Genomic DNA, 16,634 nt, shown 5'->3' with positions numbered 1-16,634 from the left:
TAGTTAGCACGACAACGATCAGGTTGCGTCCGCATGGCTGACCATGCCCTTGATCAGTACCGCAGCCGTTGCCAGGGCCGCTGGAATCACCAGGGCGGTCAGCACTTGCTCGAAGTTCCAGCCCAGTCCCAGCAGCGTCGCGCCCATCCAGGCCCCCAGAATGGCACCGAAGCGGCCAATGCCAAGCATCCAGGACACCCCCGTGGCGCGGCCTTGGGTCGGGTAGAAACGCGCAGCCAAAGAAGGCATTGCCGATTGCGCACCGTTCACACACATACCGGCCACCAGCACCAGGGTGGCGAGCAGCGTGATGTTGCCCAGGCTCTGGCCCACAGCGTAGGCAAACACCCCGGCCAGCAGGTAGAAAATGCCGATCACCTTGTGCGGATTGAATCGGTCCATCGCCCAACCCACTCCTACCGCACTCAGTACCCCGCCGAACTGGAACAGTGCGCCAATGAATGCCGCCTGCTCCATGCTTGCGCCACTGTCACGCATCAACGTCGGTAGCCAGCTGGTGAGCAGATACACAATCACCAGCCCCATGAAATAGGTGAGCCACAGCAACAAGGTGCCCGTGCTGTAGGTGCCGGAAAAAATCACCGCAAACACGTTGCGGGCCTTGACGGTCTTTTGCTCCGGCACACTGAAGCTTGCAGCTTGAGCCACAACTGCCGGGTTGATCGGAGACAAGGCTTTGCGCACGAGCTCAATACTGCGATTGCGTACGACCAGAAAACGCGCGGACTCAGGCAGCCACACCATTAAAACCAGGGTCAGGATCAGCGGCAACACCCCGCCGATCAGCAGCAGGCTGTGCCAGCCATACACAGGGATCAGCTTGGCCGAGACAAACCCGCCTGCGGCCATGCCCAGGTTAAAGCCGCAGAACATGCCGGTCACCAGCAAGGACTTGTGGCGTTCAGGGGTGTACTCCGACAGCAACGTGGTGGCATTGGGCATCCCGGCCCCCAGGCCCAAACCGGTCAAGAACCGCAATACCAGCAATTGATCCACGTTGGTGCTGTAGGCCGACGCCAGGCTGAACCCGCCAAAAACCAGTACCGCGACCACCAACACCACTTTGCGACCAAAACGGTCCGCCAACGGCCCCGAACCCAACGCACCAAACACCATGCCGATCAGGGCGGCACTCATGACCGGCCCCAGGCTGGCGCGGTCTATGCCCCAGTCCTGAGACAGCGCCGGTGCAATAAAGCCCATTGCAGCGGTGTCCAGGCCATCTAGGAAAACAATCAGAAAACACAGGATCACGACGCGCCACTGGTAGCGTAACAAGGGTTGAGCATTGATGAAGGACTGCACATCAAGGCAGTTGCCGACGGAAGACTGGGGTGAATTCATTATTTTTATACCGAGTAAAAACCAGGGCGAACAAAAACCGGCCAGAGGCTGGCGGCTCACACTAAAAACTATCGGGGGATCAGCGAATTTTCGAGCGACTGCGCAGTGACTGCGTCAATGACGGACAGATGGGGGTGCTCATGGCGTGTAGCCTCTTCATTATTATTTTGGCCAGGTGCTGAAGAACGCGCAGCGGACTTCGAACAGGGCGCTGAGGCGACATTAAGCAGCGCACTGCCAGCACGCAATTCGATAAACGCTTAAGTGTGCGTTTATCGAACGCTTAGTAGCCGCTTCATCAACTGAACAGCTGGGTACTCAGCTCGCGGCTGGCGCTGAGCATGATCGGCAAAAAACGCTGTTCAAGCTCGGTGCGGGTAACGCGACCCGCGTGGGTGCTGACGTTCAAGGCTGCCAGAACCTGCCCTGAAGCGTCATACACCGGCACGGCAATCGAGCGCAGGCCTTGCTCCAGTTCTTGATCGACCACACACCAGCCTTGCTCCCGCACTTGCTGCAAACATTCAAGCAAGGCCTCGGGTGTGTGCAGGGTACGGCTGGTTTTAGCCTGGAACTCACCGTGGGCCAGGTATTCGTGCAGCGTCACATCATCCAGCGCTGCCAGCAGGATGCGTCCCATCGAGGTGCAATAGGCAGGCAGACGGCCACCTACCGACAGATCTACCGAGATCAGACGCTGGGTCGTTGCCGAGCGGGCGATGTAGAGGATGTCATCGCCTTCGAGGGTCGCCATGTTGCACGCCTCGTGCAATTGCTCACTCATGCGGTCCAGATACGGTTGGGCCGTTACCGCCAGCGGCGTCGACGACAGATAGGCATGACCCAGGGTCAGCACTTTGGGCAACAAGGAATAGGTTCGGCCATCGGTGGTCGCATAACCGAGCTTGATCAGGGTGTACAGGCAGCGGCGCACTGCGGCCCGCGGGATTTCAGTGCGATGGCTGATCTGCGCAATGGTCAGATGCCGCTTGCGTTCCTGAAACGCCTGCACGACCGCCAGGCCCCGGGCCAGTGACGACATGAAGTCAGGATCGCCGGTAAACGCCTGAATACGCTTGGCCGGTGACGCCACAATCGGTGGCGCGATACTGGCTACACCATTGCGCAGTTGATCATTCATTCCCAACCCCCAGCTTCAGCTATTTATAGTTATGATACGCCGGGCGATTATCGAACCGTTGGCCGATAATCGCAATCTCAACCCTCAAGACCGTTCCGACGACAGCCCATAGTTAGCCCGTAATCCTTGCACCCGCCTTTAATTGAAATCAAGCGCCCTGCTAAACAGTCGGATCAATGATAGAAAACGTCTGTTTTATATGTATTCAGGTTAAGTTCAGCCACCGGGTTAAATAACTTGATGGGCCAACTACTCGGGCACCATATTAATAGAGTGTCTCGACGCAGGTATTCGATAATTCATAACACCTCACTCACTTGGAAGTTGACGGGCGTAAAGTTATTCAGCGATAGTAGTGGTACTCCTCAGCCCTTGAGGGCAGGAAGTGATTGAGTGCACAAGGTCAAGCCTGTGCGAAAGATTGGATCCAACCAACTCGTTGAGTTCAATAGGTACTCGCGGCTCAACCGTAAAGTGCATCGTGTGTTGTTTCCCTTTGGGGTGAACACTTACCAACGGCGGCGTTCATGTTTTAGTTGATGACGTGGCCGAGTGCATGGCGTGGTGTATTTAAGCGTGACGTTATTAATAGGCACTTGCCTTATGGTCTATCATTCGTCATATGAATCAGCCTCCCGGCACGGTGATTCACCAGGTTTAATCTCAACTCAATTAGGTAACACAGTGACGAAAGACGAACTGCGCGCAGAACTTGAGCGTCAGGAACAACGTTTCAAGGATGTTTATGGTGGTGAAGTGACGACCTACGCCGCTCAGTCAGAGCCCGGGCGTAAACCTTGGCGCAAACGTGCCAGTCTGCTCGACCAGGCTTTCTCCCAAGAAATCCAGAAAATTGAAAAAGAACTCAAAGCAGAAGAGCCATGACCTGCGCCTGAAAATCAGCACAGGCAACCCCAGATTGCCCCTTGCGCACCCGCCATTTGCATGAGCGGATGTGGCTGTTGGCTATGCCAGAGCACAAACCGATCCTGCAACCACGTCTGATTTGATAAATTTCATGTAGCCGAATCAGACCTGCGCAAGCGCATGAGCGTGCCCCTCGAACCCCCCTATAGCCTTTGGTATCAGTGGTTTGAGGGAAGTTTCCTACGCTCATTTGCGGAAGACCTTTACGAGCTTTTTCATTTATAGATGTTACCAACGGGCAGCTAGTGCATTGATTAGCGGGGTTTTCTGGCATAATCCGCCCCCCTTTATGACCGTGTCAGAAAACCTTCATGATCGATCTATTAAGCGGATTGGACGCCTGGGTTCTTATCAGCCTCTTCTTCGCCCTAGCCTTTGTTCTCGCGTTTGAGTTCATCAACGGCTTTCATGACACCGCGAACGCGGTTGCGACAGTCATCTACACCAAAGCCATGCCGCCTCACCTGGCGGTGTTCTTTTCCGGTGTATTCAACTTCCTCGGCGTTCTGCTGGGCGGGGTCGGCGTGGCATATGCCATCGTCCACCTGCTGCCGGTAGAGCTGCTGGTCAATGTAAACACCGGACATGGCCTGGCCATGGTGTTCTCATTGCTTGCAGCGGCCATCACCTGGAACCTCGGGACCTGGTATTTCGGGATTCCGGCGTCAAGCTCTCACACCCTGATCGGTTCGATCCTGGGCGTAGGCCTGGCCAATGCCCTGATCAGCGGCATTCCGGTAAGTGAAGGGGTTAACTGGCAGAAGGCGATCGACATTGGCGCCTCGCTGGTGTTCTCGCCAATGGCCGGTTTCCTGGTTGCAGGCCTGGTGTTGATTGCCCTGAAGTGGTGGCGTCCTGCATCCAAGATGCACAAGACCCCGGAACAACGCCGCAAGCTGGACGACAAAAAGCACCCGCCCTTCTGGAACCGCCTGGTCCTGGTGATCTCGGCCATGGCCGTAAGCTTCGTTCACGGCTCCAACGATGGCCAGAAAGGCATCGGCCTGATCATGCTGGTTCTGATCGGCATCGTGCCAAGCGCTTTCGTTCTGGACTTGAACAGCACCACCTACCAGATCGAGCGTACTCGCGACGCCACCTTGCACCTGAGCCAGTTCTACGAGCGTAACAACGCTTCGCTGGCCGAGTTCCTGGCGCTGGGCAAAAGCGTCAAAGGCGACCTCCCGGATCAGTTCAGCTGCAACCCGCAGCAGACCGAACCGACCATCGCTGCTCTGTTGACCTCGCTTAAAGGCGTGGCGGACTACCACTCGATTCCAGCTGAAAAACGTATCGAGATCCGCCGCTACCTGCTTTGCCTGGATGACACCGCGAAAAAAGTCAGCAAATTGCCAGCGCTTGATTCCCGCGAAAAAGCGGACCTCGAAAAACTGCGTAAAGACCTGACCGCCACCACAGAATACGCCCCGTTCTGGGTAATTCTGGCTGTCGCACTGGCCTTGGGCCTGGGCACAATGGTTGGCTGGAAACGCGTGGTTAAAACCATCGGCGAGAAGATCGGCAAGCAAGGCATGACCTATGCCCAGGGCATGGCGGCTCAGATCACCACTGCCTTTGCCATCGGTATGGCCAACATCTTCGCCCTGCCTGTATCGACGACACACATTCTGTCGTCGGGTGTGGCGGGCACGATGGTCGCCAACAAAAGCGGCCTGCAAGGCGGCACGATCAAGACCATCCTGATGGCGTGGGTGTTGACCTTACCGGCCACCATCGCTCTGTCTGCGACGCTGTTCTGGCTGGCTTCCAAAGCACTCGCCTGATTCTGCGCCGAACAAAAAAGGTACGTCCCTTGCGGGCCGTACCTTTTTTTATGCCTGCTCCCACAGTCATCCTCCAGGAGAAGGTCTTTTTACAGGCAAAAAAATAGGCGACCGAAGTCGCCCAAAATGCCTTGCGTGCTCATGCTCTGTTAAGACTCGGCGCTATTTGCGCTTCTGGGAGTCTTTCCAGATAAAAATGCCCAGACCTGCGAAAAACAAAACCATGAGGCCGACGGTAAGAACTCCGGCGATAACCACATTATCGAGAAACATGACGGCCTCCTGCGCAAGTCTGATTGCTTGTCTGTTGAAGCTAGATTAACCACTCGCGCAGGCGCACAACTTGACCGGGATCAATAGTGATCCACGGCCAGCTGTCAATTGAGGGGCTTGGTTGACTCAGATCATCGAAAACGGGCAGTTCAGCGCTTTTTCGGTTTTTTCTTCGGCTTTTTCGCAGCTTTTGCCAACGGCATTGCCTGTTCGAACGCATTGCGCACTTCGTTCAAGCGCTTTTCATTGAGGTCGTGGACCCGCTTGGCGCGCTCGGCGCCCAGATCGACCAGTTTGGTGTCTTGGCTCATAAAAAATCAGACCACTGTCAGTGTGTTTCAGTACGCCAATAATGCGATGCAAGCTCAGCGCTGACCAGAAAAAACCTCCTACACCTTAATATCGACCCACAACCCCTGACGCTGCATGCCATCAATCACGGGCGCTACCGGCGCACTGTCATCAGCGTTTTCTTGCGCCGCGCCTTCCTGTTCACGCGCTTCACGACGACGCTTGTCATGCTGACGTTGTTGCTCCTCGCGCAACAGCAGCGTGGTCTGATCGGCATCGCTGTTCTTCAGGTCAATTGCACATTCACTGGAACTGGCTTGCGCAGGTGCAACGGGGGGAATCTCGGGGCGAGGACGTACAGGGTCCTGTCCGGAGGTCACGGGTACAACGCCAAGGGGCAAGATGGACGGCAACATGGTGATTGTTCTCCTGTCTTCAGGCTGTCGGCGACAACCCGTCGAGGTGAGCCGTTCGTCGATAACTGCCGGGGCTTCTTTTGTGCCGGGCAGCTTTTTATGAGAGTCCTTTGGACTGGGGCCACTGATCCGTTAATATACTCGGCTTTTTCAAAGCGGGAGTCAGGCAGCATGGCGCAGCAGTATCAACCGGGGCAACGCTGGATTAGTGACAGCGAAGCAGAGCTAGGTTTAGGCACCGTTCTGGCACAGGACGGTCGCTTGTTGACCGTGCTCTATCCGGCCACTGGCGAAACCCGCCAATATTCGCTGCGCAACGCACCGCTGACGCGTGTTCGGTTCTCGCCAGGTGACACCATCATCCACTTCGAAGGCTGGAAGATGACCGTGCGCGAAGTCGAGGACGTTGACGGCCTGATGGTCTACCACGGCCTCAATGAGCAAAACGAAGCCGTCACCCTGCCAGAAACCCAACTGTCGAACTTTATCCAGTTCCGCCTGGCCAGCGACCGTTTGTTCGCCGGCCAGATCGACCCGCTGTCCTGGTTCTCGCTGCGCTACCACACCCTTGAGCACACCAGCCGTCAGCTGCAATCGCCGCTGTGGGGCCTGGGTGGCGTACGTGCGCAACCCATTGCACACCAACTGCACATTGCCCGCGAAGTGGCTGACCGCATCGCTCCACGGGTTTTGCTGGCTGACGAAGTGGGCCTGGGCAAAACCATTGAAGCCGGTCTGGTGATTCACCGCCAACTGCTCAGTGGCCGCGCCAACCGCGTCTTGATCGTAGTCCCGGAAAACCTGCAGCACCAATGGCTGGTTGAAATGCGTCGCCGCTTCAACCTTGAAGTAGCGCTGTTCGATGAAGAACGCTTTATCGAAAGCGATGCCAGCAACCCGTTTGAAGACTGCCAACTGGCGCTGATTGCCCTGGAATGGCTGGTTGACGATCCCAAGGCCCAGGCTGCGCTGTTTGATGCCGACTGGGATCTGCTGGTGGTCGACGAAGCGCACCACTTGGTGTGGCATGAAGACAACGTCAGCCCCGAGTACGGCCTGGTTGAACAGCTCGCCGGCGTAATCCCGGGCGTACTGCTGCTTACCGCAACGCCAGAGCAACTGGGTCAGGACAGCCACTTTGCGCGCTTGCGCCTGCTGGACCCTAACCGCTTCCACGACCTGGCCGCTTTCCGCGCCGAGAGCGAAAACTATCGCCCGGTTGCTCAAGCCGTACAGGAGCTGCTGGATAAGGGCCGCCTGTCACCTGAAGCCCACCAGACCATCCACGGCTTCCTTGGTGCCGAAGGCGATACCCTGCTGGCCGCCGTCAATGATGGCGATGCAGAGGCCAGCGCCCGCCTGGTGCGCGAGCTGCTTGACCGCCACGGCACCGGCCGCGTCCTGTTCCGTAACACCCGCGCTGCCATCCAGGGCTTCCCGGAGCGCAAACTGCACGCTTACCCGCTGCCGTGCCCGGCCGAATACCTGGAGCTGCCGCTGGGCGAACACGCCGAGCTGTACCCGGAAGTCAGCTTCCAGTCCCAGCCTGACGCCAGCGATGAAGAGCGCTGGTGGCGCTTTGATCCTCGGGTCGAGTGGCTGACCGACACCCTGAAAATGCTCAAGCGCACCAAAGTGCTGGTCATTTGCGCCCACGCCGAAACCGCAATGGATCTGGAAGACGCCCTGCGCGTTCGTTCCGGCATTCCTGCAACGGTCTTCCACGAAGGCATGAACATTCTTGAGCGCGACCGCGCTGCAGCCTACTTCGCAGATGAAGAGTTCGGCGCTCAAGTACTGATCTGTTCCGAAATCGGCAGTGAAGGTCGCAACTTCCAGTTCGCCCACCATCTGGTGCTGTTCGACCTGCCGTCCCACCCGGACTTGCTGGAGCAGCGTATCGGCCGTCTGGACCGTATCGGTCAGAAGCACATTATCGAACTGCACGTGCCGTACCTTGAAACCAGCCCGCAACAGCGCCTGTTCCAGTGGTACCACGAAGCGCTGAATGCCTTCCTCAATACCTGCCCGACCGGCAACGCCCTGCAACACCAGTTCGGCCCACGCCTGCTGCCGTTGCTTGAAGCTGCGGACGATCACGAGTGGCAAGCGCTGATCGACGAAGCACGCCTTGAACGCGAGCGTCTCGAACAGGAGCTGCACACTGGCCGTGACCGCTTGCTTGAGCTTAACTCCGGCGGCTCGGGTGAAGGCGAAGCCCTGGTTGAAGCGATTCTTGAACAAGACGACCAGTTCACCCTGCCGATCTACATGGAAACCCTGTTCAACGCCTTTGGCATCGACAGCGAAGACCATTCCGAGAACGCGCTGATCCTCAAGCCAAGCGAAAAAATGCTCGACGCCAGCTTCCCGCTGGGCGACGACGAAGGTGTCACCATCACCTACGATCGCAACCAGGCACTGTCGCGCGAAGACATGCAATTCATCACCTGGGAACACCCGATGGTGCAAGGCGGCATGGACCTCGTACTGTCAGGCTCGATGGGCAACACCGCCGTCGCCCTGATCAAGAACAAGGCCCTCAAGCCTGGCACCGTGCTGCTGGAGCTGATTTACGTCAGCGAAGTGGTTGCCCCGCGCTCCCTGCAATTGGGTCGCTACCTGCCCCCCGCGGCCCTGCGCTGCCTGCTCGACGCCAACGGCAATGACCTGTCGTCACGCGTGGCGTTCGACACGCTCAACGAGCAACTGGAAAGCGTGCCCCGTGCCAGCGCCAACAAGTTCGTCCAGGCCCAGCGCGACCAGCTGACGCCGAAGATCAACGCCGGTGAAGCCAAGATCGCCCCCCGTCACGCAGAGCGCGTGGCCGAAGCGCAACGCCGCCTGGCAGCCGATACCGAAGAAGAACTGGCACGTTTGACTGCCCTGCAAGCGGTCAACCCTAGCGTTCGGGACAGCGAGCTGGTTGCCTTGCGCAAGCAACGCGAACAAAGCCTGGCCATGCTCGAAAAAGCAGCCCTGCGCCTTGAAGCCATTCGCGTGCTGGTAGCGGGTTAAAAACCCAAGACCTGTGGGAGCGGGCTTGCTCGCGATAGGATCAATGTGGTGAAACTGAATCACCGCGTTGATCCTATCGCGAGCAAGCCCGCTCCCACATCTTTGACAGTTCCGATCTGACGTAACTGACTATAAACCCCCGCCCTAATAACAAAATGATCGCTATCATTTTGCCATCACACCTGCCTCGCTCTATCCAGCCTCTATACTCGATCCCAAGCTAGCAACTTTCGACTAGCACATCAGGATTGCCGAGGCGTGCAATGGAAAGGCTAGGGTTGCAACTTGTGGTTGAGCCTTCAGAAAACGCGCAACTGCTGTTAATCGGCGGCTATAGCCCCTATCTGGTATTCGTCGCCTGGCTGGTCGCCTGTACTGCCTGCCTGGCCACGCTGGATCTGCTCGACCGCTGCGCCCATGCAGAAAAAACCGCTGCCAAGACCCTTTGGCGCTGGATCAGTGTCGGTTGCCTGGCGACCGGCATATGGGCCATGTACACCATCTGCCTGCTGGCATTGGAGTCGTCCCCTCTTGAATCTCGCTACAGCCTCGCAATAGCCATTGGCTCCTTAGTGATATCCCTGCTCGCGGCCCTGGTGATCGTGAACGTTTTCACTCGCATCACGATCTGGCGTTCACGTAGCGGCTTGCTGCATCAACTGACCAAATTTGCCTTGTGCATGACGGCAGCAGGCACCCTGCTCTGCGCTTACTTCATCAGCATGTCGGCCGTGGGCGACCCGGTGGTGAGCCATTCAGGTACGGACAGCAAGAACTGGCAACTGGCGCTGGTGGCTGCCCTGATTGCCCTGTTGTTGATTGGCAGTTGCATCAGTGCCGCGATCGTCGACAAAAAGCTGCAACTCAAGGAGCGCGACCTGAGGCGGGTCAACGCATTGCTCAGTCAACTCGACCAGGCGCGTGCGTCATTGCAGCAAGTGGCCCATTACGATCCGTTGACCAACCTGATCAATCGACGTGGTTTCAACCAGCTATTTGCTGAAAAGCTCATTGAGTGCACTGCCAATACCAGCAAGTTGGCCGTGATGTTCCTCGACATTGACCACTTCAAACGCATCAATGACAGCCTGGGCCACGATGCGGGCGACGAATTGCTGAAGGTCATCGCCGCGCGCATCAAACATGCCACCCGCAGCCACAATGACGTCGTTGCGCGCTTTGGCGGTGACGAGTTCTGTATTTTGATCAACCTGAGCCACCGCGAAGAAGCGCAAAGCATGGGCCAGCGCATCATGCTCAAACTCAAAGAGCCCATCGAGCTGTCAGGAAGACAGATGGTGATGACCACCAGCATTGGCATCAGTGTGTTTCCGGATGACGGAACAAACTGTGCCGAACTGCTCAAGCATGCCGACCTGGCGCTTTATCAGTCCAAGGGGTGCGGGCGTAACAACCTGAACTTTTTTAGCCCTAATCTTAAAACCCGTGCCTCGCTGGAACTGCAGATCGAGGAAGAACTGCGTAACGCGCTCAATGAAGACAAAGGGCTGCTTCTACATTACCAGCCCATCTTTGACCTCAAGCATGGCCGCGTCGCCAAACTCGAGGCCCTGGTGCGCTGGCAGCATCCCGAACATGGCTTGCTCGGTCCGGACCGTTTTATCAACATCGCCGAGGCCAACGGGCTGATCGCCGAACTGGACCACTGGGTACTGCGCAAAGCCTGTCATGACCTTGCCGCCCTTTCCCGCCAGGGGTGGGCACATTTGGGGATTGCCGTGAATTGTTCGGCGCGCAATCTGGTGCGGGTTGAGCTGGCAGACGAAATCGAAAGCGCTCTTCGCACATCAGGCATTGCTGCCCATCGACTGGAACTGGAAGTCACGGAAAACGCCCTGATGTGCAACCTGAGCAGCACCTCCCAGCTGTTGCGACAGATCCGGGCGCTTGGCGTGTCACTGTCCATTGATGATTTCGGCACCGGTTATTCATCCCTGGCCTACCTGAAGCGCCTGCCACTCAACACCTTGAAAATTGACCGTTCGTTTATCCAGGACATACCGAGCTCCAGCCAGGACATGGAAATCGTCCAGGCCATTATCCTCATGGCCCACACCCTGCACCTGCAAGTCGTCACCGAAGGTGTGGAGACCACCCAGCAGTTCGAGTTTCTTGAACAGTTCGGCTGCGACTTTATCCAGGGCTATCTGCTCAGTCGCCCCGTCCCCTTCGAGGCACTGCAAGAGACTCTCGAACAGCTCGACAAACGCCCGGTGCGCGCACCGGACCACACCACATTTGTATTCACCGGCCAGTAGCAGCACAGCTGCCCTGCAGCCAAAAAAAAACGCCACAGTACCAACTGTGGCGTTTCTCTACGGCAAATTGCCACTACCTGTCGCCGGGTTACTCAGCTACACACTCCGGGCTCTTCAAATCAGTGCAAATAATTGCCCCAGCTTGGTGCGCACAGCTATTTTTTCGCCCTTTCCTGGACCATCACCCAAGGTGAAACCACGACTGCCCAGAGCTGCGGGTCACGTTCAAGAACGTCTAGCGCCTGCGCCTCAGTCATCTTGCCTAGAACACCAGACGCCATCCAGGCCGCGACTTTCTCTGCATCATCCTGAGTCACGGCCTGCGCCGCTTCAATCAAGTCCAGCTCAGGTTCAACCCACAGCAAATCACCTTTGGCGAAGAAGGGCTGCAAGGCTTTCCATTCAATAGTTGAGGTCTCGCCAAGCAGCTTGGCATAGAGGGTGCTAGGTTCTTCGTTCATGGGTTTCACCGGGAAAAAAAATCGGCGCAATGATAACGCCGCACACCCGGTAGAAAAACCCGGTTTTTCAGGCAAAGGAACGAAGAAAGAGCAGAAGGCACAGGACCGCCGCGTTGATCTGGCAACATTCTGATAACTATCAACAGCCTAATCCGCCGCTATTCTGTCTCTTTCTTACGTTTAAGCGACATTTCCTGTTTATTCCCCCGGCAGCCCGCTATTCAAGCGCTAAACCGGCGCTCTACACTGTACCGGTACAGTTGCAGGGGGGATTGACCGGGCATTTCGCTAAGAAGAAGACCCGGTCCGGCTGCCTTGGCTTCCAGGACTATAAAAATTACAACAGAAGAGTGGAGCACCAATAAAGATGGCTACGAAGCAGATTACTAAACTGTTTGCCGCTATGGTTTTGGCCGGGTTTGCCAGCCATTCATTTGCCGCAGACACCATCAAGATCGGTATCGCCGGCCCTAAAACCGGGCCTCTGACGCAGTACGGCGACATGCAGTTTGCTGGCGCAAAAATGGCCATCGAACAAATCAACGCCAAAGGCGGTGTTGATGGCAAAAAACTTGAAGCCGTTGACTACGATGACGCCTGCGACCCGAAACAAGCGGTTGCCGTGGCCAACAAAGTCGTCAATGACGGCATCAAATTTGTAGTCGGCCACCTGTGCTCCAGCTCCACTCAGCCTGCTTCGGACATTTACGAAGACGAAGGCATCATCATGATTACCCCGGCCGCCACCGGCCCGGAAATCACCGCCCGCGGTTACAAAATGATCTTCCGTACCATCGGTCTGGACAGCGCCCAGGGCCCTGCAGCCGGTAACTACATCGCTGATCACGTGAAACCGAAAATCGTCGCGGTATTGCACGACAAACAGCAATACGGTGAAGGCATCGCCTCCGCCGTTAAAAAGACCCTGGAAGACAAAGGCGTCAAGGTCGCTGTCTTTGAAGGCGTCAACGCTGGCGAAAAAGACTACTCCTCTGTCATTGCCAAGCTCAAGCAAGCCAACGTCGACTTCGTCTACTACGGCGGCTACCACCCTGAGCTGGGTCTGATCCTGCGCCAGGCCAAAGAGAAAGGCCTGAACGCCAAGTTCATGGGCCCAGAAGGCGTGGGCAACGAGTCCATCTCGCAAATCGCCCAGGGCGCTTCCGAAGGCCTGCTGGTTACCCTGCCAAAAGCATTCGACGCCGACCCGGCCAACAAGGCTCTGGTTGATGCCTTTGCTGCCAAGAAACAAGATCCTACCGGCCCATTCGTGTTCCCGGCTTACGCAGCGGTTGAAGTGATTGCCGGCGGTATCGAGCAAGCCAAAAGCGAAGACCCAACCAAAGTCGCTGAAGCTATCCACAAAGGCACTTACAAAACCCCAACCGGCAACCTGAAATTTGACGCCAAAGGCGACGTGGAAGATTTCAAGTTCGTGGTTTACGAATGGCACTTCGGCAAGCCTAAAACTGAAGTAAGCCCTCAGTAAGGGTCGGTTCCCGACCTGACAACAAAGCCCACTGCACAAGCGGTGGGTTTTGTTTTACGGGTCCTTGGTTCGTGGAAATGGGGCTGCGCTTTCGTGATCCGAAAGTCTGCCCACCTGAAAATCTTTAAAACCGTCACCAGCGGTTCGCTGGCAGAAGACCCGTGCTCCAAGTGGGTGAATACCCATACAGCCCGGGCCGGAAAATGACTCCACCAGTGAAATGCGTCTCAGGTTTTTAGGAGCTTTGTAATGCCTGACATCTATCACTTCTTCCAAATGCTGGTTAACGGCCTCAACGTTGGCAGCACTTATGCCCTGATCGCCATCGGCTACACGATGGTTTACGGCATTATTGGAATGATCAACTTCGCCCACGGCGAGGTGTACATGATTGGTTCCTATATTGCGTTCATCGCCATCGCAGGCTTGACCATGATGGGTCTGGACAGCGTGCCACTCCTGCTGACTGCCGCGTTTATCGCCAGCATCGTGGTCACCAGCGCCTACGGCTACAGCATCGAGCGGGTTGCCTACCGTCCCTTGCGCGGCAGTAACCGCCTTATCCCGTTGATTTCCGCCATCGGCATGTCGATCTTCCTGCAAAACACCGTACTACTGGCACAGGACTCAAAAGACAAATCGATCCCTAACCTGATCCCCGGCGGCTTCACCTTTGGTCCTGGAGGCGCTAGTGAAGTTATCGTCTCCTACATGCAAATCGTGGTTTTCGTCGTCACCTTCCTCGCAATGCTTGGCCTGACCCTGTTCATCTCTCGCTCACGCATGGGCCGCGCCTGCCGCGCCTGTGCCGAAGACATGAAAATGGCCAACCTGCTGGGTATCAATACCAACAACGTCATTGCGCTGACCTTCGTGATCGGTGCTGCCCTGGCAGCCGTTGCGGCGGTGTTGATCAGTGTCCAGTACGGCGTAATCAACCCTAACGCAGGATTCCTGGTGGGCCTTAAAGCCTTCACCGCTGCGGTATTGGGCGGTATTGGCAGCATTCCTGGCGCGATGCTCGGTGGCCTGGTACTCGGTGTAGCTGAAGCCTTTGGTGCCGATATCTTCGGCGACCAGTACAAAGACGTAGTGGCTTTTGGCTTGCTGGTGCTGGTGCTGCTGTTCCGTCCGACCGGCATTCTGGGGCGTCCGGAGATTGAAAAAGTATGACTAGGAATCTAAAGTCGGCGCTCTTCAGCGCCTTGTTGGTCTGGGCCGTCGCCTACCCGGTACTCGGCCTGAAACTGACTATCGTCGGGATCAACATCGAAGTTCACAACACCAGCCCCTTGATCCTGAGCGTGATTGCGATCTGCTCCTTGCTGATGTTTGTGCGCGTGTTGTTCAACCAGCAACTGACCTCGGCCTGGAAGAACTCTCCCAGCCTGCCAAAAGTGCCTGTCAAGGCCACCAACTTCCTGACCCTGCCCAGCACCCAGCGCTGGATCATTCTCGGTCTGGTCGTGATTGCCCTGATCTGGCCTTTCTATGGTTCGCGCGGTGCCGTGGACATTGCCACGCTGATCCTGATCTACGTGATGCTCGGCCTGGGCCTGAACATTGTGGTCGGGCTGGCCGGTCTGCTTGACCTGGGTTATGTCGGGTTCTATGCCGTGGGTGCCTACACCTACGCGCTGCTCGCCCATTACTTCGGCCTGAGCTTCTGGATCTGCCTGCCGCTGGCCGGGTTGATGGCCGCTACCTTTGGCTTCCTGCTCGGTTTCCCGGTGTTGCGCTTACGCGGTGACTATCTGGCCATCGTGACCCTGGGCTTCGGTGAAATCATCCGTCTGTTCCTGCGTAACCTGACCGATCTCACTGGCGGCCCCAACGGTATCAGCAACATCCCGAAACCAACGTTGTTCGGCCTCAGCTTCGACAGAACCGCTGCCGAAGGCATGCAAACCTTTCACGAGTACTTTGGCATCGCTTACAACTCGATCAACAAGGTCATTTTCTTGTACCTGATCGCGTTGGTGCTGGTACTGCTGGTGCTGTTCGTGATCAACCGCCTGCTGCGCATGCCAATCGGTCGCGCATGGGAAGCACTGCGTGAAGACGAAATCGCCTGCCGCGCTCTGGGCCTGAACCCGACCGTGATCAAGCTTTCCGCCTTCACCCTGGGCGCTACCTTCGCAGGTTTCGCCGGCAGCTTCTTTGCTGCACGCCAGGGCCTGGTGACGCCTGAGTCGTTCACCTTCCTTGAGTCGGCGATCATTCTGGCCATCGTGGTACTGGGTGGCATGGGCTCGCAACTGGGCGTGATCCTGGCAGCCGTGGTGATGATCCTGCTGCCAGAAATGATGCGTGAATTCAGCGAATACCGAATGCTGCTGTTCGGAGCACTGATGGTGCTGATGATGATCTGGCGCCCGCAAGGTCTTCTGCCCATGCAACGTCCTCACCTGGAGCTGCGAAAATGAGCCGCGAGTTACTGAAAGTCAGCGGCCTGAGCATGCGCTTTGGCGGCTTGTTGGCGGTGAATGGCGTGGCCCTGACCGTCAAGGAAAAACAGGTTGTGTCGATGATCGGCCCTAACGGTGCCGGCAAGACCACGGTCTTCAACTGCCTGACCGGTTTCTACAAGCCGTCTGCCGGTAGCATCGTGCTCGATGGTGAGTCGATTGAAGGCCTGCCGGGTCATGAAATCGCGCGCAAAGGCGTGGTTCGTACCTTCCAGAACGTGCGCCTGTTCAAAGACATGACAGCCGTTGAGAACCTGCTGATTGCCCAGCATCGCCACCTCAACACCAACTTTCTGTCGGGCCTGTTCAAAACCCCTTCATTCCGTAAAAGCGAACGTGAGGCCCTGGATTACGCCGCGTACTGGCTGGACAAGGTCAACCTGACCGAGTTCGCCAACCGCCCGGCGGGCACCTTGGCATACGGCCAGCAACGACGCCTGGAAATCGCCCGCTGCATGATGACGCGTCCGCGCATCCTCATGCTCGACGAACCGGCGGCAGGGCTGAACCCCAAGGAAACCGAAGACCTCAAAGCGCTGATCAGCGTTTTGCGCAATGAGCACAACGCTACCGTGCTGTTGATTGAGCACGACATGAAACTGGTCATGAGCATTTCCGACCATATCGTGGTGATCAACCAGGGCACGCCTTTGGCTGACGGGACGCCGGAACAGATCCGCGACAACCCTGAAGTGATCAAAGCCTATTTGGGGGAAGCGTAA

15 protein-coding genes are annotated in these 16,634 nt (G+C 56.9%); 9 read left to right on the top strand and 6 right to left on the bottom strand.

The features are described from left to right. Positions 1 to 18 precede the first annotated feature (18 nt). Both VSQ83_RS04750 and pcaR read right to left on the bottom strand, forming a co-directional pair. Entirely contained in the window at positions 19 to 1,365 is a 1,347-nt protein-coding gene (locus tag VSQ83_RS04750) for an MFS transporter (RefSeq protein ID WP_326425482.1), read from the bottom strand. A gap of 298 nt (positions 1,366 to 1,663) precedes the next feature. Further along, positions 1,664 to 2,506 carry a pca regulon transcriptional regulator PcaR gene (gene pcaR, locus VSQ83_RS04745; protein WP_019827874.1) on the bottom strand — a complete coding sequence of 281 codons (843 nt, stop codon included), beginning with the start codon at positions 2,504 to 2,506 and terminating at the stop codon, positions 1,664 to 1,666. A gap of 684 nt (positions 2,507 to 3,190) precedes the next feature. Between pcaR and VSQ83_RS04740 the strand changes: the two genes are divergently transcribed. Together VSQ83_RS04740 and VSQ83_RS04735 are read left to right on the top strand one after the other, a co-directional pair. After that, positions 3,191 to 3,391: a hypothetical protein gene (locus tag VSQ83_RS04740; RefSeq protein WP_133075840.1), complete on the top strand. Its 201-nt coding sequence runs from the start codon at positions 3,191 to 3,193 to the stop codon at positions 3,389 to 3,391. Between the two features lie 353 nt (positions 3,392 to 3,744). Next, entirely contained in the window at positions 3,745 to 5,217 is a 1,473-nt protein-coding gene (locus VSQ83_RS04735) for an inorganic phosphate transporter (protein WP_133075841.1), read from the top strand. Positions 5,218 to 5,379: 162 nt separating this feature from the next. Here VSQ83_RS04735 and ccoM read toward each other — a convergent pair whose 3' ends face one another. The 3 genes from ccoM to VSQ83_RS04720 form a co-directional block, all read right to left on the bottom strand. Next, positions 5,380 to 5,490 (bottom strand): cytochrome c oxidase subunit CcoM, encoded by a 111-nt coding sequence (gene ccoM, locus VSQ83_RS04730; protein WP_016779744.1) that lies wholly within the window; start codon positions 5,488 to 5,490, stop codon positions 5,380 to 5,382. 149 nt (positions 5,491 to 5,639) lie between these two features. Then, positions 5,640 to 5,801, bottom strand: a complete 162-nt coding sequence (locus VSQ83_RS04725; RefSeq protein ID WP_219260784.1) for a hypothetical protein — start codon at positions 5,799 to 5,801, stop codon at positions 5,640 to 5,642. A gap of 78 nt (positions 5,802 to 5,879) precedes the next feature. Beyond that, on the bottom strand, positions 5,880 to 6,197 hold the full coding sequence (locus tag VSQ83_RS04720) for an aspartate-semialdehyde dehydrogenase (RefSeq protein ID WP_326398375.1): 318 nt from the start codon (positions 6,195 to 6,197) through the stop codon (positions 5,880 to 5,882). A gap of 171 nt (positions 6,198 to 6,368) precedes the next feature. On the opposite strand from VSQ83_RS04720, the gene rapA reads away from it, so the two are divergent. Both rapA and VSQ83_RS04710 read left to right on the top strand, forming a co-directional pair. Continuing rightward, the gene (rapA, locus tag VSQ83_RS04715) at positions 6,369 to 9,215 is read left to right on the top strand and encodes an RNA polymerase-associated protein RapA (RefSeq protein ID WP_133075843.1); all 2,847 of its coding nucleotides are present in this window, start codon (positions 6,369 to 6,371) and stop codon (positions 9,213 to 9,215) included. Positions 9,216 to 9,478: 263 nt separating this feature from the next. Beyond that, entirely contained in the window at positions 9,479 to 11,494 is a 2,016-nt protein-coding gene (locus VSQ83_RS04710) for a putative bifunctional diguanylate cyclase/phosphodiesterase (protein WP_326398376.1), read from the top strand. Positions 11,495 to 11,649: 155 nt separating this feature from the next. Here the strand turns inward: VSQ83_RS04710 and VSQ83_RS04705 are convergent, their stop codons facing one another. After that, a complete protein-coding gene (locus VSQ83_RS04705) occupies positions 11,650 to 11,955 on the bottom strand; it encodes a DUF2288 domain-containing protein (protein ID WP_133075845.1) in 306 nt (101 codons plus the stop codon). Between VSQ83_RS04705 and VSQ83_RS04700 the strand changes: the two genes are divergently transcribed. The 5 genes from VSQ83_RS04700 (at position 11,954) to livG (ending at position 16,634) form a co-directional block, all read left to right on the top strand. Then, positions 11,954 to 12,088 (top strand): hypothetical protein, encoded by a 135-nt coding sequence (locus tag VSQ83_RS04700; RefSeq protein ID WP_257622696.1) that lies wholly within the window; start codon positions 11,954 to 11,956, stop codon positions 12,086 to 12,088. The genes VSQ83_RS04705 and VSQ83_RS04700 overlap by 2 nt on opposite strands. Positions 12,089 to 12,316: 228 nt before the next feature. Further along, positions 12,317 to 13,444, top strand: coding sequence for a branched-chain amino acid ABC transporter substrate-binding protein (locus VSQ83_RS04695; protein WP_133075846.1), 1,128 nt, complete (start codon positions 12,317 to 12,319; stop codon positions 13,442 to 13,444). Between the two features lie 249 nt (positions 13,445 to 13,693). Then, positions 13,694 to 14,617, top strand: a complete 924-nt coding sequence (livH, locus tag VSQ83_RS04690) for a high-affinity branched-chain amino acid ABC transporter permease LivH (RefSeq protein WP_016779736.1) — start codon at positions 13,694 to 13,696, stop codon at positions 14,615 to 14,617. Next, on the top strand, positions 14,614 to 15,870 hold the full coding sequence (locus VSQ83_RS04685; protein ID WP_133075847.1) for a high-affinity branched-chain amino acid ABC transporter permease LivM: 1,257 nt from the start codon (positions 14,614 to 14,616) through the stop codon (positions 15,868 to 15,870). The genes livH and VSQ83_RS04685 overlap by 4 nt, the downstream gene beginning before the upstream one ends. Beyond that, a complete protein-coding gene (livG, locus tag VSQ83_RS04680; RefSeq protein ID WP_133075848.1) occupies positions 15,867 to 16,634 on the top strand; it encodes a high-affinity branched-chain amino acid ABC transporter ATP-binding protein LivG in 768 nt (255 codons plus the stop codon). The genes VSQ83_RS04685 and livG overlap by 4 nt, the downstream gene beginning before the upstream one ends.

Origin of the sequence: Pseudomonas sp. DSV-1, assembly GCF_035830915.1 — a bacterium.
Taxonomy (GTDB): Bacteria; Pseudomonadota; Gammaproteobacteria; order Pseudomonadales; family Pseudomonadaceae; genus Aquipseudomonas.
The sequence above is the reverse complement of the archived record's forward strand: the minus strand, read 5'-3'. Positions and strand labels throughout refer to the sequence as shown.